This window comes from Trinickia caryophylli, assembly GCF_034424545.1.
GTDB lineage: Bacteria > Pseudomonadota > Gammaproteobacteria > Burkholderiales > Burkholderiaceae > Trinickia > Trinickia caryophylli.
In genome coordinates this window covers 4,235,952-4,255,719 of record NZ_CP139970.1, presented here as the reverse complement: position 1 = coordinate 4,255,719, position 19,768 = coordinate 4,235,952, and the positions used below count along the sequence as shown (strand labels likewise).

General features: G+C 64.5%; 16 protein-coding genes. 14 read left to right on the top strand and 2 right to left on the bottom strand.

Annotated elements, in window-relative coordinates:
* Window positions 1-312: 312 nt before the first annotated feature.
* Together U0034_RS19155 and U0034_RS19150 are read left to right on the top strand one after the other, a co-directional pair.
* Entirely contained in the window at window positions 313-2,112 is a 1,800-nt protein-coding gene (locus U0034_RS19155) for a PhoH family protein (protein WP_085229159.1), read from the top strand.
* 341 nt (window positions 2,113-2,453) lie between these two features.
* Window positions 2,454-3,446, top strand: coding sequence for a C40 family peptidase (locus U0034_RS19150; protein WP_085229158.1), 993 nt, complete (start codon window positions 2,454-2,456; stop codon window positions 3,444-3,446).
* A gap of 185 nt (window positions 3,447-3,631) precedes the next feature.
* On the opposite strand, the gene U0034_RS19145 is transcribed toward U0034_RS19150, so the two are convergent.
* Together U0034_RS19145 and U0034_RS19140 are read right to left on the bottom strand one after the other, a co-directional pair.
* Window positions 3,632-4,642, bottom strand: coding sequence for an inorganic phosphate transporter (locus U0034_RS19145; RefSeq protein WP_085229157.1), 1,011 nt, complete (start codon window positions 4,640-4,642; stop codon window positions 3,632-3,634).
* Between the two features lie 22 nt (window positions 4,643-4,664).
* Window positions 4,665-5,291, bottom strand: coding sequence for a DUF47 domain-containing protein (locus U0034_RS19140; protein ID WP_085229156.1), 627 nt, complete (start codon window positions 5,289-5,291; stop codon window positions 4,665-4,667).
* 1,293 nt (window positions 5,292-6,584) lie between these two features.
* On the opposite strand from U0034_RS19140, the gene U0034_RS19135 reads away from it, so the two are divergent.
* The 12 genes from U0034_RS19135 to U0034_RS19080 all read left to right on the top strand — a co-directional run bounded on the left by U0034_RS19135 (window position 6,585) and on the right by U0034_RS19080 (window position 19,683).
* Window positions 6,585-8,423: a fatty acyl-AMP ligase gene (locus U0034_RS19135; protein ID WP_085229155.1), complete on the top strand. Its 1,839-nt coding sequence runs from the start codon at window positions 6,585-6,587 to the stop codon at window positions 8,421-8,423.
* Between the two features lie 15 nt (window positions 8,424-8,438).
* Complete coding sequence (locus U0034_RS19130) at window positions 8,439-9,368, top strand: acyl-CoA desaturase (RefSeq protein WP_085229154.1); 930 nt, start codon at window positions 8,439-8,441, stop codon at window positions 9,366-9,368.
* 16 nt (window positions 9,369-9,384) lie between these two features.
* A complete protein-coding gene (locus U0034_RS19125; RefSeq protein WP_233211955.1) occupies window positions 9,385-10,377 on the top strand; it encodes an acyl-CoA desaturase in 993 nt (330 codons plus the stop codon).
* A 40-nt stretch (window positions 10,378-10,417) separates the two neighbouring features.
* The gene (locus tag U0034_RS19120) at window positions 10,418-10,741 is read left to right on the top strand and encodes an acyl carrier protein (RefSeq protein WP_085229152.1); all 324 of its coding nucleotides are present in this window, start codon (window positions 10,418-10,420) and stop codon (window positions 10,739-10,741) included.
* 26 nt (window positions 10,742-10,767) lie between these two features.
* Complete coding sequence (locus U0034_RS19115) at window positions 10,768-11,868, top strand: fatty acid desaturase (protein ID WP_085229151.1); 1,101 nt, start codon at window positions 10,768-10,770, stop codon at window positions 11,866-11,868.
* Between the two features lie 25 nt (window positions 11,869-11,893).
* Window positions 11,894-12,859, top strand: a complete 966-nt coding sequence (locus U0034_RS19110; RefSeq protein WP_158243534.1) for an alpha/beta fold hydrolase — start codon at window positions 11,894-11,896, stop codon at window positions 12,857-12,859.
* An 11-nt stretch (window positions 12,860-12,870) separates the two neighbouring features.
* Window positions 12,871-13,734 carry an acyl-ACP desaturase gene (locus U0034_RS19105; RefSeq protein ID WP_085229150.1) on the top strand — a complete coding sequence of 288 codons (864 nt, stop codon included), beginning with the start codon at window positions 12,871-12,873 and terminating at the stop codon, window positions 13,732-13,734.
* 15 nt (window positions 13,735-13,749) lie between these two features.
* Window positions 13,750-13,935 (top strand): rubredoxin, encoded by a 186-nt coding sequence (locus U0034_RS19100; protein WP_085229149.1) that lies wholly within the window; start codon window positions 13,750-13,752, stop codon window positions 13,933-13,935.
* Window positions 13,936-13,983: 48 nt separating this feature from the next.
* Window positions 13,984-15,180 (top strand): cytochrome P450, encoded by a 1,197-nt coding sequence (locus U0034_RS19095; RefSeq protein WP_085229148.1) that lies wholly within the window; start codon window positions 13,984-13,986, stop codon window positions 15,178-15,180.
* A gap of 323 nt (window positions 15,181-15,503) precedes the next feature.
* Window positions 15,504-16,586 (top strand): HlyD family secretion protein, encoded by a 1,083-nt coding sequence (locus tag U0034_RS19090; protein ID WP_085229147.1) that lies wholly within the window; start codon window positions 15,504-15,506, stop codon window positions 16,584-16,586.
* Window positions 16,583-18,175 carry a DHA2 family efflux MFS transporter permease subunit gene (locus U0034_RS19085; RefSeq protein ID WP_085229146.1) on the top strand — a complete coding sequence of 531 codons (1,593 nt, stop codon included), beginning with the start codon at window positions 16,583-16,585 and terminating at the stop codon, window positions 18,173-18,175. Before U0034_RS19090 ends, U0034_RS19085 begins: the two co-directional genes overlap by 4 nt.
* Window positions 18,176-18,186: 11 nt before the next feature.
* Window positions 18,187-19,683 (top strand): efflux transporter outer membrane subunit, encoded by a 1,497-nt coding sequence (locus tag U0034_RS19080; RefSeq protein ID WP_085229145.1) that lies wholly within the window; start codon window positions 18,187-18,189, stop codon window positions 19,681-19,683.
* Window positions 19,684-19,768 lie beyond the last annotated feature (85 nt).

The window sequence follows — 19,768 nt, the reverse complement described above, 5'->3', positions numbered from 1 at the left end:
GTTTATTCCGTTTCCGCTGCAGTTGCGCCTTTCGACCGAACACGCCTTTCTTTCGTTCGCCGGGCGCAGCGCTTCGCTCGAAGCCGAGCCGCCAGCTCCGATGCACGAGGAGCGGCGGCTTTTTTATTTCCGCGCAGCCAGGCCGGTAAACCGCCCTGGCGCCCCGACACCAAGGAGTCGATCGAAATCTAGGCGAACCGGCGTTTCAATTGACAGCGCGCCGCTTGTCGTCCGCGTGCTCGGCCCGATAACGTGGCTCGAGCCGGACGCTACAGCGGCGTACGATAGCGACCCGATTCTTTGAGGGAAACCATGCCTTTGCCTACCCCGCCCAGCAAGCTCGGCAGTCTGTTGCCGCCGGATGAATTCAAGGCCAAAGCTCGGCCAGCGAAAAACGCGAAAAAACAGGGCACCGTCGGGGAGCAAGCAGAAGCGGCCGATTACGGCAGCGCCGGCAGTGCGCCGCGCGCCGCCGAGCCCGTAGCGAGCTCGAGCCACACCGCCGCCATGCCGAGGCTCGTGGAAACACCGCCTCCCGCCGAGGCCGCGGCCGTTGCGCGCGGCCGCAAACCAAGGCAGACGGCCGCCTTGCTGCAGCCTGTCCCGGCGCCCGCCGCCCGGCACGAAACCCCGGCCGCCGAGCCGGCACCGGCAGCCAATGAGCGCGGTGCCGCCAAGCCCGCGCGCTCGCGCAAGTCGGCGACAGCCGTGCCGACGGACGTTCGCAAGCTCTTCGTGCTGGACACGAACGTGCTGATGCACGACCCGACCTGCCTTTTCCGGTTCGAGGAGCATGACGTCTATCTGCCCATGATGACGCTCGAGGAGCTCGACAACCACAAGAAAGGGATGTCGGAAGTCGCGCGCAACGCACGGCAGGTAAGCCGCACGCTCGACACGCTCGTCGCCAACGCAGGACCGATTGCGGAAGGCTTGCCGCTTTCGCGGCTCGGCAGCCGCGAAGCGCTGGGCCGGCTCTACTTCCAGACCACGCTGACGGACATCGAGCCAGTCGAGGGTCTGCCGCAGGGCAAGGCCGACAACCAGATCCTCGGCGTCGTGCGGGCGCTGCAACGCGACCGCTCGGACCGGCTCGTCGTGTTGGTGTCGAAAGACATCAACATGCGAATCAAGGCTCATGCGTTGGGGCTGCCAGCCGAGGACTACTTCAACGACCAGGTTCTCGAAGACAAAGATCTGCTGTTTTCGGGCGTACGCGCGCTGCCCCAGGATTTCTGGACGAAGCACGCGAAAGGCATGGAAAGCTGGCAGGACACGAAGACAGGCACGACGTACTACCGCGTGACAGGCCCGCTTTGTCCATCGCTGCTCGTCAACGAGTTCCTCTACCTCGAGCCTACGAATGGCGAGCCGTCGTTTCAGGCGATCGTGCGCGAGATCAACGGCAAGACGGCGCTGCTGCAGACGCTTCGCGATTACAGTCATCACAAGAACAACGTCTGGGGCATTACCGCGCGCAACCGCGAACAGAACTTCGCTCTCAATCTGTTGATGAACCCCGAGATCGACTTCGTCACGCTCGTGGGTCAGGCGGGCACAGGCAAAACGCTGGTGGCGCTCGCCGCGGGCCTCGCGCAAGTGCTCGACGAAAAGCGCTACAACGAGATCATCGTCACGCGCGCGACGGTGCCGGTCGGCGAGGACATCGGCTTTCTGCCCGGAACCGAAGAGGAGAAGATGCAGCCGTGGATGGGCGCATTCGACGACAACCTCGAGGTCCTGCAAAAGACCGACGACAACGCCGGCGAATGGGGCCGGGCCGCCACGCAGGAGCTCATTCGTTCGCGGCTCAAGATCAAGAGTATGAACTTCATGCGCGGCCGCACGTTCGTCGACAAATACCTGATCATCGACGAGGCGCAGAATCTGACGCCCAAGCAAATGAAGACGCTCGTCACGCGCGCAGGCCCTGGAACGAAGATCGTCTGCCTGGGCAACATCGCGCAGATCGATACGCCTTACCTCACCGAGGGCAGTTCGGGGTTGACCTACGTCGTCGATCGCTTCAAGGGCTGGGCGCACAGCGGCCATGTCACGCTCGCGCGTGGCGAGCGGTCGCGGCTGGCCGATTACGCGTCCGACATCCTTTGACCTTCGGTACCCGACGCGACGTCTCGGCCGCTTCTCAGCAGGTCAGTAGCCGGTCCGTAGCGAGAGGACAAGCAGCCCCAGAACCACACCCGGCTTCGGCCGGGTTTTTTTCGCCTGCCGGCTGCACCCGCAACGGCGGCGATGCCGCCGCAACAGCGGCTCGGGCGAACCTGGCCACGCTGGTCTTGCGACGGCCCGACGTGCCCGCGACGCAACAATCCGCGGCCGAACTTAAAGTAATTTATGAGGAATCCTTGCGAGAGCGCCGCCGCTAAGGCTACTATCGGTCGCACCGGCTCATTCGTCTGCTCAACCGCAGGCGTTTATCGGTTTTTTTGCTCATGCGCCGATTCTGGTTCCTCATTCTCGTTGCGCTCTCGCTGGCCGCCTGCTCGAGCGCGCCGCCGCAAGCGTCCCGCTCGAACTCGCGCGCGGGCGGCGAGGCGCTGCGCACCGTTCCGCGCGGCCTGCCCAACTTCGTCGATCACAGCATTGGACGCGAGGAGATTTCGGTACAGGCCATGAGCCTCGTCGGCGTTCCCTACCGCTGGGCAGGGAACACACCCGCGAGCGGCTTTGACTGCAGCGGCCTGGTTCAGTATGTGCTCGCGCGTGCGGCCGACGTCAAGCTGCCGCGTACGACCGCGGAAATGAGTCTGCGTGGTCAGGCAGTCGAGCCCGACGAGATCGCGCCGGGCGACCTCATCTTTTTCAATACGAGCGGCAGACCGCACTCGCACGTCGGCATTTATGTCGGCAAGCTGCGCTTCATCAACGCACCATCGACCGGTGGGACCGTACGGCTCGATTACCTGACCAACCCCTACTGGGCCAAGCGCTTCGACGGCATTCGACGAGTCGCCCCGCCGCTGGAACAACAGCCGGCACCGTTCGACGCACCGACCTATTTGGCGCAGCAATCGCATCCCGCGCCCGGCACCCCGACACGCACCGAAACGGCCGGCAGGCGCGCAGACACCATTGCAAACAACGCCACTCAGGCCGGTACGCCGATCGAGCCTTATCAGCCGCCGCCGGCAGTCAGTAATCAGGCGGGCGACCACGCAAGCCTCGCTACCGTCTCGTCCACGGGCATCGGCAAGACCACGGCCGCCCCCGTGGATGCAATCGACGCAGCGGCGGATGCGTTCGAGCCGCCACCGCCCGCCGCCGTTCAAGCATCGCGGCAAGCCCGGCAAGCCGGTGGCCGGTCGATCGAGCCGGCGCTACCGGGCGTGCAGATCATGCGCGCGTCCACCACGCCGAATCCCCAGCCAGCCACGACGTCCACAACCGACGACCCGATCGCGCGTTTCGCGGCAGACGGGGAATAGTCGGAAGCCCCCGCAGGCGCGCACCCGGAAGGTACCGGGCCAGCGCGGCCCTGCGTCGGCGCACCGGCGCCACGCGAGCGCGGCGATGGGGCGCGCGGCGCGTGGGCCACCGCCCCATCCTCGCAGACGAACAGACGCAACCGAACAGCGGCAAACGAACAGCAGCAAACGGACGGCGCGAAGCCTTAGAGGAACCGGTGGCCGACCCACCACCCGATCGCCGCCAGCAAGGCCGACGCCGGGATAGTCAAGATCCAGGCCCAGACGATGTTGCCTGCCACGCCCCAGCGCACGGCCGAGAGTTTTTGTGTCGCCCCGACACCCACGATCGCACCGGTGATCGTGTGCGTGGTAGAGACCGGTACGCCTAACGCGGACGCGAGAAAAAGCGTGATCGCCCCACCCGCTTCGGCGCAAAACCCGCCAACCGGCTTGAGCTTGGTGATCTTCTGGCCCATGGTGCGTACGATCCGCCAGCCGCCGAACAGCGTGCCGAGGCCCATCGAGAGATAGCACAGGCCAATGACCCAGATCGGCGGCGCATCGGCCGTGGCGGACGCATAGCCGGTCGCGATCAACAGCATCCAAATGATGCCGATCGTCTTTTGCGCGTCATTACCGCCATGGCCGAGGCTGTAAAGGCCCGCGGAGAACAGTTGCAAGCGCCGGAAGCGGCGATCGACCTTGCTTGGCGGCGTGCGGAAGTAGATCCACGACACCGTCAGCATGAAGAACGACCCGAGCACGAAGCCGAGCAGCGGCGAAATGAAGATGAAAGCAACGGTTTTCAGCAAGCCGTCGAGGTTGAGCGACCACCAGCCCGACTTCGCGAGCGCCGCGCCCACGAGCCCCCCGATCAGCGCATGCGAGGAGCTCGACGGAATACCGAAGCGCCACGTCAGGATGTTCCAGCCTATCGCACCCACGAGCGCACCGAAGACGACGTAGTGGTCGACGATCCCTGGATCGATCGTTCCCTTGCCTACCGTTTGCGCAACTTTCAGGTGGAAGATGAAATAGGCAATGACGTTGCAGGCCGCCGCAAACGCCACGGCCTGCTGAGGCTTCAGAACACCGGTCGACACCACGGTGGCGATCGAGTTCGCCGCGTCGTGAAAGCCGTTCATGAAGTCGAAGACGAGCGCCACCGCGATCAGCGTCGCGAGCGCCCAAAGAGCGATTTGTATCGAGTGCATCGGTTGAATTGTTCGGAGAGGCTCAGGCGTTTTCCAGAACGATGCCTTCGATGATGTTCGCGACATCCTCGCATTTGTCGGTGACCGTTTCGAGCAGTTCGTAGACCGCCTTCAGCTTGATCAGCGTCTTGACGTCGTCTTCCTCGCGAAAGAGCTTCGACATCGCGGCGCGCAACACCCGATCGGCTTCGGATTCGAGCCGGTCGATCTCCTCGCAGGCCGTGAGAATCGCGCGAGCCTGGCTCATGTCGGAGAGCATGCTGACGGCCTGCTGAACGTGCTTCGCCGTGTTCGTGCAGATATGGGCAAGCTGGCTCGCCTCGGAGGTCACAGCCTGCACGTCGTAAAGCGAAATGGCCGTTGCGACGTCCTCCATCAGATCGAGGATGTCGTCCATCGTCGTAATGAGCTTGTGGATCTCGTCGCGGTCGAGCGGCGTGATGAACGTCTTGTGGAGCAGATCGATCGTCTCGTGCGTCAGCTTGTCGGCGGCTTTTTCGTTCGCCTGCACCCGCTGCTTGTGGACCTCGGCTTCGCCGAGGTTGTCGATCAAAAGCTCGAGCTCTTGACTCGCGGCCACGATGCACTTGGCGTGCGCATCGAAGATTTCGAAGAATTTGCCCTCGGTGGGCATGAATCGGCCAAACATAGAAAGGTAGCCCGTTCCTAAACTTGCAATGAAATCATGGTCTTATACATAAGACCCGCGCCAGCGGCGCCCAAACCGCAGCGTCTCGACAACGCCCGTTGCGCATCGTCCGCCTGGGTGACAGGATTGTGACAAGCGGCATTCTATAGGAAAGCGGCAGCGCTCCGGCAAGCAGAGGCCGTTCCGGAAAACAGGGCACGCCCAAGTCAGCGCTTTCGCCTGACTCGCCTTGACTCGCCTCGACTCGCGTTTATTCGCCTTGGCGAAAGGGACGAACACACTGCAGGACCTGGAAGTCCGCGGGAAATCCACTGCGAATCATTTCGCTCGCGCTTTTGAAACACTTGTTTGCCGAAACCCATCCGGAACACGCACGATCGGACGACAGTCCCGCCAAGGCCCGGTTGTGCGTAGCCGGTAAACCCAATCCATTCTTAGTGTACTTACTCTCCTTTTGGATATTGCGCTTTCGCCGCCGTTGCATCGTGCCGTTTTACCGGCCGGCGCGCCCGACTTCTCGCTTTCCTTTCATTACAAGGTGGACGGCCGCACGCAGTTACCGAAATCAGCCCCATCCCTACGCAATAATACGTATATCGCGCCACGCTTCGCACCGCAGAGAGGCATAAAATTTTTCGCGAATACTCTTGACTTTAGTCCCAGACTGAATAAATATGCATGCGTACGCATATAAATAATCTGCCTCCGAGGGGCTCATGAATACTAGGCCGTTTCCCTTCCCGGTGCCGCTCACCGGCGGCGGGCACGTCGCCGTGCCGTCCGTCGCGCAAGCGCGCGGTTCTCACTGGCGTGGAGTCTTGCGCATGGCACTCCGCCGGTGGAACGCCTTGGTGGCCGCGGGCCGCCCGTAGCGCGCGTCCGTCTACCCGTTGTTCGCATGCCGCTGTTGCGGCGGAATCGATCGCGTCCGCGATCCCGCGCCGCGATGGGCGGCTGTTGCGATGTCGTTTGACCGTTCGCAGTCCGAGATTTATTGGCAAACCAATGCTTCGCCAATGAGGGCTTCGCGGTTAAGCGAAGCGTATGTAATAGACGAGACACCGAGAATTCGTCGCATCTGAAAATTTAAATAATCGCTTTATTTCGCGACGCGCTTTCAGCGTCGAGCCGCCTTATTAGAATTACGATTGCCACCTCCCGGGCGGGGCTTCGCCGTGCCCGGGAATTAGTAATATGCAATGCAGGACCGCCGTTTCGAACGCCGGCCGTGTGGTTTTGCGCGCGAAGGTTTCGTAATGGCCGAGTGCTGGCCCACAATCGAAGGACCGATATATGACCGATCTTCAAGCGGATATCGTGGAGCACGTGCGCGCGCCGTCGACGGCTCGTCCCAATCATGCCGCGCCTGCAACGCTTGGCGAATCTCCCGTCGAGACGCTCATCGACGTACTGCGTCTGCGTGCCGCAGCCATGCCGGAGCAAACCGCGTTCATTCACCTGGTCGACGGCGAGCGCGACGAGGTGCCGATCGCTTATGTGCAGTTATGCGGCCAGGCCACTGCGATTGCCCGCAGCCTGCTCGAGCGCGGTGCCACCGGCAAGCGCGTGCTGTTGTTGTTCGAAGCCGGCATCGAGTACGTCGCCGCACTCATGGGGGTACTGATGGCCGGCGCGGTGGCGGTACCGTCGTTCCCCCCGGTGGGCACGCGTGCGCTCGGCCGGCTGGCCTTGATCGCAAAAGACGCCCAAGCCGAGCTGATCTTGACCAACGCCCGCTTCTCGCGGCTGCGCGAGCGTGTGCTCGCGCTGCTGCCGCACTCTTTTCCGGAGGACGGCTGGCTGGAGGCCGAAGCCGTCCTTTTAGCGCATTCACATGCATATACATCTAATTCCGCGACGGCAGCCGGATCGGATCTGCCGCTCGTTGCCGCCTCGGATCTCGCGCTGCTGCAATACACCTCCGGATCGACCTCCGATCCGAAAGGCGTGATGCTCACCCATGGCAATCTGCTCAGCAACTGCCATTGTGCGAGCAGCTGGATGGGCGGCGAGCGCGCTCGTATCGGCTGCACGTGGCTGCCGCCTTACCACGACATGGGGCTCATGGGCGGCATCCTGCAGCCGATCTACGAAGGGTTCCCGACGCTGATCCTCTCGCCCGGCCATTTCATCCAGCAGCCACTGCGATGGCTCGAGGCCATTTCGCGCCATCGCGTCACGACGACGATCGCGCCCAATTTCGCCTTCGACCTCTGCTGCGACACGATTGCCGAGGACGCGCTTGCCGCGCTCGACCTGTCGTCGCTCGAGGCGATCTACTGCGGCGCCGAACCTGTGCGGCGAGGCACCTTCGAGCGCTTCGCCGCCCGCTTCGCGCGCTGCGGCTTTTGCGCCGACGCGTTCGGTCCGTGCTACGGCCTCGCCGAAGCCACCGTGTTCGTATCGGGCAAGCCGGATGGCGCCGCGCCGACCTTCGCGGTCGTCGACCAGGACCAGCTCGCGCGCGGCGAAGCCGCAACCGTGGATGACGACGACCCGCGCGCGTTCCCGCTTGCAAGCTGCGGCGTGCCGGCGCCCGGCCACGACGTGCGCATCGTCGGCGCGAACGGACATCCCGTGCCCGATGGCGCGATCGGCGAAGTATGGGTCAGTGGCCCGAACGTCGGCATCGGGTATTGGAAGCGCGAGAGAGAAAGCCGCGACACGTTTCAGGCCACGCTGTCCGGCTCGCCGGCGCGATACATGCGGACCGGCGATCTCGGCTTTCTGCGCAACGGCGAGCTCTACGTCACGGGCCGGATGAAGGATCTCATCATCGTCGCGGGACGCAATCTTTATCCCCAGGACATCGAGCTTGCGGTGCAGGAAGCCGATACGCGGATTCGCCCGAACGGCGTGGCCGCGTTTTCGATCGACGACGGCGACGCGGAGCGCATCGCCGTCGTCGCCGAGCTTCGCCGCGGAGAACGCCTCGGCACCAACGAGTTGCAATCGATGCGTCAGGCGATCGTCGAGCGCGTGACGGCGAATTTCGGCGCCGCACCGCACGTCGTTCATTTCGCACCGATGGGCGCGATTCCCCTGACGACGAGCGGCAAGATCCAGCGCTACGCGACGCGGCACGCGTTGCTATCGCGTGCGCTCGCGACCTATTCCCCCACTGGCGAATAACAGGCAAACGACACCATGGACCATCAGCATCCGCATGCGTCTTCCCGCCCGGTGCAGCTCGACGATCGCACCGGCATCACCGAGCGCCGCCTCGCATGGCTCACCGTCGGCATCCCGACCGTCGGTGCCGCCGCCACGGTGGCGCTTGCGATTCGCTACGGGGTCGGCCGGCTCGAGATCGGGCTGCTCGCATCGATGTATCTGTGCACGGCGCTTGGCGTCGAGGCGGGCCTGCATCGATTTTTCTCGCACCAGGCTTTCAAGGCAGGGCCGATCGTGACCGCTCTCTTTGCGATCTTCGGCTCGATGGCCGCGCAAGGTCCCGTGCTGTTCTGGGCGGCAACGCATCGGATGCACCATGCGTTCACCGATCAGGAAGGCGACCCGCACTCCCCGCGGCTGCATGGCAGCGGGTTGCGCGGCCGGCTGCGCGGCATGTGGCACGCCCATGTGGGGTGGCTCTTCACACTGCGCCGCCAAAACTGGAGCCAGTTCACGCCGGACCTTCTGCGCGATCGCTGGATCGTGCAACTCAACCGCCTCTACTTCGCCTGGATCGCGCTCGGGCTCGCGCTTCCCGCGGCGGCCGGCTGGCTGATCGGCGGAACTGCGTACTCCGCCTTGATGGGTTTTCTGTGGGGAGGGCTGATGCGGATATTTCTCGTCGACCAGGCCACGTGGGCAATCAACTCGTTTGCGCACAGCTTCGGCCCGAGACCGAACCGCACCCGAGACGCGAGCCGCAATGTCGCATGGCTCGCCCTGCCGGCTGTCGGAGGCGGGTGGCACAACAACCACCACGCGTTTCCGGCGCTCGCACGTACCGGCCAGCACTTCTGGCAGCTCGACATTTCCGGCTCGTTCATCGAGCTGCTCGCGCTGCTCGGCCTCGTATGGGACGTGCGCCGCCCCGAACGCCCCGCCGCGCAAGCCGCGCAATCGTGATCACAGGAGCCCCCTCATGCACATTCCGTCAACCGGAGATTTGCCGATGAACCCGGCCGGCCAGGGCTCGCCGGCCGACCACAGCGCGCCCGTGCGCGGCGTCAGCGTGCTCGACGCGCGCGGTGCACGTATCAAGGCGTTGACCGCACTCGGCGTCATGGCGATTCCGTTCGCCGGCACGCTCGCCGGCGTATGGATGCTCTATGTGGGATTGGCGACGTGGGTCGACGCATGGCTTTTCGCCGTCATGTACGTGCTGCACATGGCCGGCGTATCCATCGGCTACCACCGCTTTCTCGCTCATCGCGCGTTCAAGACGTCGAACTGGTTCAGGGCCCTGATCCTGATCTGCGGCTCGATGGCCGCACAGGGTCCGATTCTATTCTGGGTCACGACGCATCGTCGTCATCACACATACAGCGACCGGCCCGGCGATCCGCATTCGCCGAATCTGTGCGGAGAAAGCCGCGCCCAGCGGTTGCGCGGGCTCTGGCATGCACACATGCCGTGGATGATGTCGCCGGAAATGTCGAGCTGGAGCTATTTCGCCCAGGACATCCTGAAGGATCGCGCACTCTTCTTCTTCAATCAGACCTATTTCTACTGGGTCGTACTCGGCCTGCTGATTCCGGCCGGCATCGGCGGCTTCGCAACCGGCAACTGGCACGGCGCACTGTCCGGCCTCGTGTTCGGAGGCTTTGCGCGAATGTTCATTGCCAATCAGTTCGCGTGGTGCGTCGGCTCGATCTGCCATCGCTATGGCGCGCGGCCGTTCGACACGAACGACCACAGCACGAACAACTGGATCGTCGCGTTTCTCACATTCGGCGAGGGGCTCCAGAACAACCATCATGCGTTCCCCGCCTGGTTTCGCCACGGCGTGCGCTGGTGGGAGCCGGACCTCTCGGGCTGGATTCTCGCCCTGCTCGGCAAGCTCGGCGTGGTCTGGGAGCTGCGCTCGCCGAGCCGCGACATGATCGACCGCGTCCGCAGGCGCAACGCTGCCTGAGCGCACGAACCGTTTCGTCACCTCAACCGGAGTACACATCATGGCGTTTATTTCGAGCCTGTTCAGCAAGATCGGCCTCGCCGAGGAAAAGCGCGCAACCGGGCCGATTACCGAGGCCGACCTGCACAAGTGGCTTGTCGAGCGGCTCGCAAAGCAGTTGGACGTGCCCTCGTCGCAAATCGACCCCGCTCGCTCGTTCGAATCGTATGGGCTCGACTCCATCGTCGCGCTGCAGGTCGCGGGAGACCTCGAGAAGCTGCTCGAACAGCGTCTGTCGCCGGCGCTGCTGTTCGAATACCAGAACATCGACGATCTCACCCGGTATCTCGCGAGCGAACTCGCTTCCGCCGAAGTCAAGGCGTAGTCGGCACGCCCCAAGGAGCACATACGATGGCAACGATTCAGCTACCCCGACAGCAGACGCAGCATTTCCGCGCGTTCGTCGACGCGATTCACGAACTCGATGGCGAACGGCTTGCCGACGCCATCCCGCGCGAACTGTACGAACCGCGCCTGGCCCGCGGGCTGCTCGGATTTTTCGCGAGCGCGGCGCTGTACGTCGGCGCGGTCGTCGGCGTGTACTACGCGCCGCACTGGGCACTTTACATTCCGTTGTGGCTCGCGGCCGGGCTCGGCGGCTGGGGGCTCTTTTGCATCGCGCACGACTGCGGCCACAACTCGTTCTCGAAGAGCCGGCGGTTCAACTTCATCCTCGGCCAGATCTCGCTCTTCCCGCTGCTGTATCCGTTCCACGGCTGGCGGCACATGCATAACCTGCATCACGCCAACACGAACAGCCTCGAGATGGACACCGACTGGCGCCCTGTGCTGCCGGAGCAATACCGGCGCATGGGCCCATGGGAAAAGTTCGTCTATCGCAGCACGCGCAGTTGGCTTTTCTGGCTCGGCACCGTCAACTATCAGCGGCACTCCGGGTTCCGCCCGGGCATGTTCCCGAAGCGCGAGGCGCGCAACGACGTCCGCCGCTCGATCGCCGTCACGCTGCTGTTCGCGGTCGTCTACCTGCCGACGCTCGTCTACTTCACCGGCTGGCAGGGCTTCTTTCTGTACTTTCTCGGTCCGTGGCTCGGCATCCACGCGTGGTTCAGCACGACGACGATGATGCATCACATCTCGGATGATCTGCCGTTCCTCACGCGCGAGCACTGGACGCAGAACGGAAGCCGTCTGTTGATGACGACCGACTACGAATACCCGAAGTGGCTGCACTTTTTCACGCACAACATTTCGGTGCATACGGCGCACCACGTCGTGCCGGTGATCCCGTTCTACAACCTGCCGAAAGCACGCGAAGCGCTCAAGCAGGCCTATCCCGGGGCGATCCGCCAGAAGCCGTTCACGGCCGGCGAGGTCTGGAAAGTGATCCGCTCGTGCCACCTCTACGATCCGCTGCACGGCTATTACCAGTCGTTCGAGACCATCGCGACGCCGGCTGCGCCGACGCCGCCCAAGGCCGATGCAGCGGTCTGACGTCATTCAGCCAGGGGAAGCCGCGATGTCCGATACCACAGAGCAGTCCATTCTTCGCCCGGCGCCCGGCCACGTGAGCGTGCCCGCGCCGGCCGCCGTCCCGCCGCAGATCCCGCCGCCGCAGCTCCCGTTCAGGCAGCGGGTCATGAAAGGCTACGTCGACGTCCTGAGCGCCGTCTCGCCGCGTGCGGCCGCGCGCCGCGCGACCGACGTATTCGGCTACACGCGCGGCTATCGAAAGAAACCGCCGAAGGACGTGACGCCGCTCGGTGCGCGACGCTTTGCGATCGAAGGTGTCGACGGCGTGACGCACGGCCACGTATGGGGCAACGCCGAGCGCACCGTCCTGCTCGTGCACGGCTGGGGCGCCGACAGCAGCACGATGTTCTCCTTCGTGCCGAAGCTCGTGAAAGCCGGCTTTCGCGTGGCCGCGTTCGACGCTCCCGCGCACGGCGTGTCCACCGGGACAGTCACGACGATGACCGCGTTCAAGAACGCGGTGAAAGGCGCGATCGCCTCGCTCGGCGGAGTGCACGGAATCGTCGCGCATTCGCTCGGCAGCATCGCATCCACGGGCGCGCTCGCCGAGCTCGGCCCCGCGGCGCCCTCGCGGCTCGTCCTGCTTGCACCGCCGTGCACACTACCCGCCGTCATCGACCGCTGGTCGAACGGCTTTCTGCAGTTGAGCCCGAGCACGATGCGCGCAATGTATGCGGAGCTGCACCGCCGCAACGGTGTGCCGCCGCAACATTGGGACATCGGCGCACTCGGTCGCGGACTCGCGGTAGAGATGCTCGTGATGCACAGCCCGGCCGACAAGATCGTGCCGATCTGCGAAGCGGAGAACATCGTGGCGGCGCTGCCGGACACGACATTCGAGCGCATCGATAAGGTCGGTCACGTGCGCATTCTGTCCGACGCATATGTGCTCGAAAGGACGACCGGCTTCCTGAGCGCAGGCACTGGCGCGGCCTCCGGAGCCGATTCTTGAGGAGAGCGGCGATGCTCTATCCCGAACTGTTCACGAGTCTCGAGCGCGCGCGCTGGGACATGCAGCGCGACGTCGCCTGGGATCGCTTCGACCCGAGGCGGCTCTCGGAGGATCAGGCGCGTTCGATCAAGATGAACGCGATCACCGAATGGGCCGCCCTGCCGGCTACGGAGATGTTCCTGCGCGACAACCAGGACGACAGCGATTTCTCGGCATTCATGTCGATCTGGTTTTACGAGGAGCAGAAGCATTCGCTGGTGCTGATCGAGTATCTGCGGCGGTTCCGCCCCGATCTCGCGCCAAGCGAGGAAGAACTGCACGCGGTGCGCTTTCCGTTCGATCCAGCACCCGCACTCGAGACGCTGACACTGCATTTCGGCGGCGAAATCCGCCTCAACCACTGGTACCGCTGCGCCGCGCAATGGCACACGGAGCCGGTGATCCGGCAGATCTACGAGCTCATCTCGCGCGACGAGGCGCGGCACGCCGCCGCCTACCTGAAGTACATGCGGCGCGCGCTCGAACGCCATGGCGACGATGCACGCCGCGCGTTCGCGAAGATCGGCACGCTGATGGCGAGCGGCAACCGTTCGGCCAAGGCCATTCACCCGACGAACCTGCATGTCAACCGGTCGCTCTTTCCGAACGATACGGTGCAAAGCCGGCTTCCGGACCCCGAATGGCTCAGCCACTGGCTGGACGCGCAAATTCATTTCGACCGCGAATGGGAGAGCCGCGTCGCGGACCGCATTCTGCACAACCTGGCGATTCTTCTCGAGTGCCCGCTGCTCACGCTCAAGGATCTGCATCGCCTGCGCAAACAACTTAACCAAAGCCCCGTCGATGCGGACGCGGAACCCGCGTTGCACGGCTGACGAGGAGAATCGTAGATGTCCGACATCGCCATCGAATACCGCACATGGATGTGCCTGATATGCGGCTACCTGTATGACGAAGCGGCCGGCGACCCGAAAGCCGGCATCGAACCGGGCACGCGCTGGGAAGACATTCCCGACGACTGGCGCTGCCCCGAATGCGACGTGCCGAAGAGCGACTTCGAGATGGTTCGCATCTGAGCGGTGCCCAGTCCCCTTCCCGTTCACAATCAAAGGACTCGAACCCCCATGCAATACAGCGATCTTTCGACACCCGAGTACTTCGCCAATCCGTACCCGATTTTCGATGCCATGCGGGACGAAGGCGAACTCGTAAGGCTCGCGCCGAAACTCTATGCGACGGCGCATTACGCGTTCGGCGAAAAGCTGCTGCTCGATCGCCGGTTCGGCAAGGGCATCGTCGAAGCGGTGAAGGCACGCTATGGCGAAGGCGTGATCGATCAGCCGCCGTTTCGCACGTTCCGCTCGATGCTGCCGGGCCTTAATCCGCCGAAGCACACGCATCTGCGTGCGCTCATCATGAAGTCGTTCAACGCACGGCAGGTCGAAAAGTTTCGCGAAGCGTCATACACGATCTCGAACCGGCTCATCGACAAGCTCGCGCGCGAGCCGCAAGGAGATCTCGTCAGCGGCTTTGCATTCCTTCTGCCGATGCAAACCATCTGCACGATTCTCGACGTGCCGCTCGAGGACGCCGCGATGTTCAAAAAGGCTGCCGACAATGCGGCCGGCGCACTCAACGTGACTCCGCTCAATGCCGAGCAGCTCGAAGTCGCGAAACAATCGGCGTTGGAACTGGAGGCCTATTTCGGCCGCGTGCTGGCCGAGCGCCGCAGGCAGCCTGGCGACGACCTGATCTCCCAGATGATTCTCGCGGAGGAAGACGGCGAGCGGCTCAGCGACGACGAAATCGTCGCGAACCTGTGTTTCCTCTTCGTCGCCGGTCATGAAACAACCGAGAACATGATCGGCAACTCGCTGATCGCACTGCATCACCACCCCGATGCGTTCGCACGCGCCAAAACGGACCCGGCGATTTTGCCAGCCGTGGTGAACGAGTGCCTGCGCTACGATAGTTCGGTGCTGATCGCGCAGCGCGTCGCCCTCGAAGACCTCGAAATCGACGGTCACGAGCTGCAGCGTGGCGACCTTGTCTGCGTGTTCCTGGGCGGTGGCAATCGCGACCCGAAGCAGTTCGACGATCCGAACACGCTCAAGATCGATCGCGAGGGTGTGCGCCCCCTGTCGTTCGGCAACGGGCTGCATTATTGCCTTGGTGCGAGGCTGGCGACGCTCGAAATCGTAGCGGCCCTCGAAACGCTGTTCGAACGCCTGCCGAAGTTGCAGCTCACCAACGTCGATACGCTGAACTACCGGCGCAACAATGCGCTGCGCGGCGTCGATTCGCTGCTCGCGACCTGGTAGCGCGTTACGCCTCGCGTCCTCGCATGCAGGCCGGTTCGCTGCGTCGACCGGCCTGCATGCCCGAGCGGATGCCGCGCGCTCGTGCGTGAGTGCCGCCCGCGGCGCGTCGTGCCCGCGGCCCGCCTCCGCCCCGCGTCCGCGTTTTCCTTTTCCTTTTCCGTTTCCTTTTCTGTTTCGCCCCGCAACCGCCCCCCCGCGCGCAGGCCTTGCTTGACAACGATTCTTTATATGATGATAGTAATATCAAAAGTTGCGGAGCGGCCTGTCCGGCGGCATGAGCTTCCCGCATTTCGAACGCGTAATCGCAAGAGGAGATTCGACAGGTGAGCGACATTCGTTCCGACGCGCCCGTGTCCGTGGACCGCACTACCCGCAAACGCCCAAGGCTCGTGCTGCCCGTCGTGATTGCGCTGCTGATCGCGCTCATCGCGTATGGCGTCTACTGGTGGCTCACCGGCCGCTTCATCGAAAAGACCGACGATGCGTATGTCGGCGCCAACATCACCGTGATCTCGCCGCATGTCGCCGGCTATGTTTCGGAGCTGCTCGTGGAGGACAACCAACGCGTACACGCGGGGCAGCCGTTGCTGCGCCTGCATCAGAGCGACTTCCAGGCAGAGCGTGATGCGGCAACGGCAACCCAGGCAGAGATGCGCGCCACGCGCGAGCAACTCGCCGCCGAGCGCGCCTTGCAGCAAACGGCGATCGAACAGGCGAGCGCCGATGTCGCCGACAAGACAGCCGCGCTCAGCTTCGCGCAGGCGGACGCCGCGCGCTACCGCAGGCTCGTGGCCACCGAAGCGGGCACACGGCAAAGCGAAGAGCGCTCGAATGCGGCGCTCAAACAGGCGAAGGCGCAGCTCGACGCATCGACGGCGCGACTGCGCGCCGCACGCCAGCAGATCGCGGTGCTCGACGGCAAGATCGCCGAGGCCGACGCATCGCTCAAGCGCGCGGGCGCGACACTGCGCAAGGCGGACCTGAACCTCGGCTACACGGAGCTCACGGCGCCGATCGACGGCTACGTCGGCAACCGTGCCGCGCACGTCGGCAGCTACGTGACGCCGGGCACGCAATTGATGTCGGTTGTCGCCGCGCGCGGCATGTGGGTGGACGCGAACTTCAAGGAAGATCAACTGACGCACATGAAGCCCGGGCAGCCCGCGAAGGTCTGCGCGGACATTCTGCCGTCGAAGTGCTTCCATGGTGTCGTGCGCGGTTTCGCGCCAGCGACGGGCGCCGTATTCAGCGTGATTCCCCCGCAAAACGCGACGGGCAACTTCACGCGGATCGTGCAACGCGTGCCGGTGCGCATCGCGCTCGACGATGCCGATGCCGTACTCGGCACGCTGCGCCCCGGCCTTTCCACGATCGTGACCGTCGACACGCGCGGAGCCGACCGGTGAGCGATACCGCGCAAATCGTCGATGCGCGCGAGGCGGCGAGCGCCGCCGCGACGCCGCCTGCCTGGCCGTTCGCCGTCATGTGCGTGGGCATGTTCGTCGCGCTGCTCGACATCCAGATCGTCGCTTCGTCTTTACAGGAGATCGGCGGTGGCCTGAACGCCGCGCAAGACGAGATCGGCTGGGTGCAGACCGCGTACCTGATCGCCGAAATTACCGTGATCCCGATGTCGGGCTGGCTCACGCGCGTCTTTTCCACGCGCAGGCTGTTTACGGCCTCTGCGCTCGGCTTCACGGCCGCGAGCATGCTGTGTGGGCTCGCGTGGGACATCGAGAGCATGATCGCGTTTCGCGCGATTCAAGGGGTGCTCGGCGCATCGATGATTCCGACGGTCTTCACGTCGTCGTTCCATTACTTCGACGGCAAGCGGCGCGTGATCGCCGCCGCCGTCATCGGCACGATCGCCTCGCTCGCGCCCGCGCTCGGGCCGATCGTGGGCGGGTGGATCACCGAAACCGCGAACTGGCGCTGGCTGTTCTACGTGAATCTGATTCCGGGACTGCTCGTCGCGCTCGGCGTTTCGCTCGGCGGCGACATCGACAAGCCGGATCACTCGTTGCTGCGCGCCGCCGACTATCCCGGCATCGTACTGATGGCCATCTTTCTCGGCACGCTCGAATACGTGCTCGAAGAAGGCGCACGCTGGAACTGGCTCGACGACGCCACGATTGCGCGCGCGATCGCGATCTCCGCGTGCGCCGGGCTGGTGTTCGTCGCACGCTGCCTGAGCATCGACAATCCGATCGTCGATCTGCGCGCGTTCGGCAACCGCAATTTTGCGATCGGCTGCACGTTGTCTTTTCTGACCGGCGTCGGCGCATTTTCGTCGATCTACCTGACGCCGCTCTTTCTCGGCTACGTGCGCGGCTATAACGCGTGGCAAACCGGCATCGCAATGATGCCGACGGGCATCGCCGCACTCATCGGCGTGCCCGTCTACGTCATGTTCGCGCGCAAGACCGATCTGCGCTGGCTGATGATGTTCGGCATGGCGATGTTCGGACTGTCGATGTGGGACATGCGCTTCATCACGCACGATTGGGGCGGAGATCAACTGCTGTGGCCCCAACTGCTGCGCGGGTTTCCGCAGGTGTTCGCGATCGCGCCCGCCGTCACGCTCGGGCTCGGCAGCCTGACTCCGGAGCGCCTGAAATACGCGAGCGGCCTCTTCAACATGATGCGCAACCTCGGCGGCGCGGTCGGCATCGCCGTGGTGGGCGCGATTCTCAACGACCGCACGAACCAGCATTTCCATGACATCGCCTCACGGCTCACGAGTGCGAACGCACCGATGCTCGACATGCTCGGCAAACTCGATACCCATCTCTCGTTCGCGCTCGGCTCGCCCCAGGCCGCGCACGTGGCCACGCTCGAGCAGTTGCACAACATCGCGTTTCGCGAAGCACAGACGATGGCGTATGGCGACGCACTGTCGACGATCATGATCGGCTTTCTCTTCGCCACGCTGATTGTGCCGCTGATGCGCAAAGTCACGCCCCCCTCGCCCGGTCCGACGAAGAACGCTCATTGAGAATTCGCCCGATGCCTTCGACGCTTCCCTTTCGCTTGTTCGCCGCCGCCCGTCTCGTCCCCGCACTCCCGCTCGCAGGCATGCTCGCCCTCTCGGGCTGCGCGGTCGGCCCCGACTACATGCCCGTGCAAGCACCGCTTGCCAGCGCATACGCGAGCCAGGACGCACTGCACAGCGTGCAGACCACGTCGCCCGCCAGCACCGTTTCGCTCGATACCTGGTGGCTCGACTTTCATGATCCAGCGCTCACGCGCATCGTCGAACGCGTGCTCGCGCAGAACCTCGACATGGCCGCGGCCGAGGCGAGAATCGCGCAGGCCCGCGCGGCCGCCGCGGAAGCAGGCGCCACGTATCTGCCTCGCATCGACCTGCAAGGCTCCGCCGCACGGCAGCGGCAGTCGCTCGAATCGCCGCTCGGGCGGATAGGCTCCGCGCTGCCCGGCTACGACCGCAATCAGACGCTCACGCAGCTAGGTGTCGGTGCGAGCTGGGAACTGGATCTGGCGGGCGGCCAGCGCCGTGCGGCCGAAGCGGCGCGCGCCGAGGCGCAGGCGGCCAACGCGCTCCATGCGGGCACGCGCGTGTCGGTCGCGGCCGACGCCGCCGATGCCTACTTCAGGCTGCGCGGGCTGCAGGCGAACATCGCGATCGTGAAAGAGCAGATCGATGCAAACGCGCGCCTTGCCTCGCTCGTGCGCGACCGCGTGGCAAACGGCGTCGCCACGCGCCGAGAGGCAGCCGAAGCCGATGCGCGTCTCGCACAGACGCGCGCGCTCTTGCCGCCGCTCGACGCGCAACGCGTGCGCGAATCGAACCGGCTCGACATTCTGATGGGCTCGCCACCGGGCACGTTCTCCGCCGAGCTCGCCGCTGCGGCCGCGGATTTCTCGGTCCCGGCGCTGTCCGGCGACATCCGTCCCGAGGCACTGCTGCGGCGGCGACCCGACGTCGTCGCCGCCGAACGCCGGCTCGCGGCCGCCAACGCGGAGATCGGCAGCGCACTCGCCGAATACTATCCGCACGTTTCGCTATCCGGCATTCTCGGCTTCGAGGCATTGAACGGTCCGCTCTTCAAGTCGGCCGCGTTCCAGCCGGGCGCGCTCGCCGGACTGCGCTGGCGGCTATTCGACTTCGGCCGTGTCGATGCGGAGGTGGCGCATGCGAGAGGCCGCTATGCGGAAGCGCTCGCGCAATACAGGCAGGCGGTTTTGCGCGCGGCGGAAGACGTCGAGAACGCCGTCACCATGTGGGCGCACGTGAGCGAGCAACGCGACGAAGTCGCACGCGAGGTGGACGCCGAGGCGGCCGCTCAGCGCGCTGCGCGCGAAGCGTACGCGCAAGGAGATGCGAGCCTTGTGGAAGTACTGATCGAGGATCGGCAACTGCTCTCGGCACGCGCGGAACTCGCGCGACTGAAAGCCGATCATGCGCGAGCCGCCGTTGCGACCTTCCGCGCACTCGGCGGGGGCTGGCACAGCGATGATCCGACGGTCGCGGCGAGCCGCTGACGCCGCTTCGCGCGAATTTCAATGCAATAGCATAGAATGTCGGCAAACCGGCCGTATGCAAGGAGGAGCAGGTCGTGAGCCAAGG

What these genes read in the sequence shown, in the direction of transcription:
- U0034_RS19150 (WP_085229158.1), top strand. Translation starts at nt 2,454, where the DNA reads ATGCGCCGATTCTGGTTCCTCATTCTCGTTGCGCTCTCGCTGGCCGCC.
- U0034_RS19120 (WP_085229152.1), top strand. Translation starts at nt 10,418, where the DNA reads ATGGCGTTTATTTCGAGCCTGTTCAGCAAGATCGGCCTCGCCGAGGAA.
- U0034_RS19110 (WP_158243534.1), top strand. Translation starts at nt 11,894, where the DNA reads ATGTCCGATACCACAGAGCAGTCCATTCTTCGCCCGGCGCCCGGCCAC.
- U0034_RS19145 (WP_085229157.1), bottom strand. Translation starts at nt 4,642, where the DNA reads ATGCACTCGATACAAATCGCTCTTTGGGCGCTCGCGACGCTGATCGCG.
- U0034_RS19105 (WP_085229150.1), top strand. Translation starts at nt 12,871, where the DNA reads ATGCTCTATCCCGAACTGTTCACGAGTCTCGAGCGCGCGCGCTGGGAC.
- U0034_RS19125 (WP_233211955.1), top strand. Translation starts at nt 9,385, where the DNA reads ATGCACATTCCGTCAACCGGAGATTTGCCGATGAACCCGGCCGGCCAG.
- U0034_RS19095 (WP_085229148.1), top strand. Translation starts at nt 13,984, where the DNA reads ATGCAATACAGCGATCTTTCGACACCCGAGTACTTCGCCAATCCGTAC.
- U0034_RS19140 (WP_085229156.1), bottom strand. Translation starts at nt 5,291, where the DNA reads ATGTTTGGCCGATTCATGCCCACCGAGGGCAAATTCTTCGAAATCTTC.
- U0034_RS19115 (WP_085229151.1), top strand. Translation starts at nt 10,768, where the DNA reads ATGGCAACGATTCAGCTACCCCGACAGCAGACGCAGCATTTCCGCGCG.
- U0034_RS19100 (WP_085229149.1), top strand. Translation starts at nt 13,750, where the DNA reads ATGTCCGACATCGCCATCGAATACCGCACATGGATGTGCCTGATATGC.
- U0034_RS19080 (WP_085229145.1), top strand. Translation starts at nt 18,187, where the DNA reads ATGCCTTCGACGCTTCCCTTTCGCTTGTTCGCCGCCGCCCGTCTCGTC.
- U0034_RS19155 (WP_085229159.1), top strand. Translation starts at nt 313, where the DNA reads ATGCCTTTGCCTACCCCGCCCAGCAAGCTCGGCAGTCTGTTGCCGCCG.
- U0034_RS19135 (WP_085229155.1), top strand. Translation starts at nt 6,585, where the DNA reads ATGACCGATCTTCAAGCGGATATCGTGGAGCACGTGCGCGCGCCGTCG.
- U0034_RS19130 (WP_085229154.1), top strand. Translation starts at nt 8,439, where the DNA reads ATGGACCATCAGCATCCGCATGCGTCTTCCCGCCCGGTGCAGCTCGAC.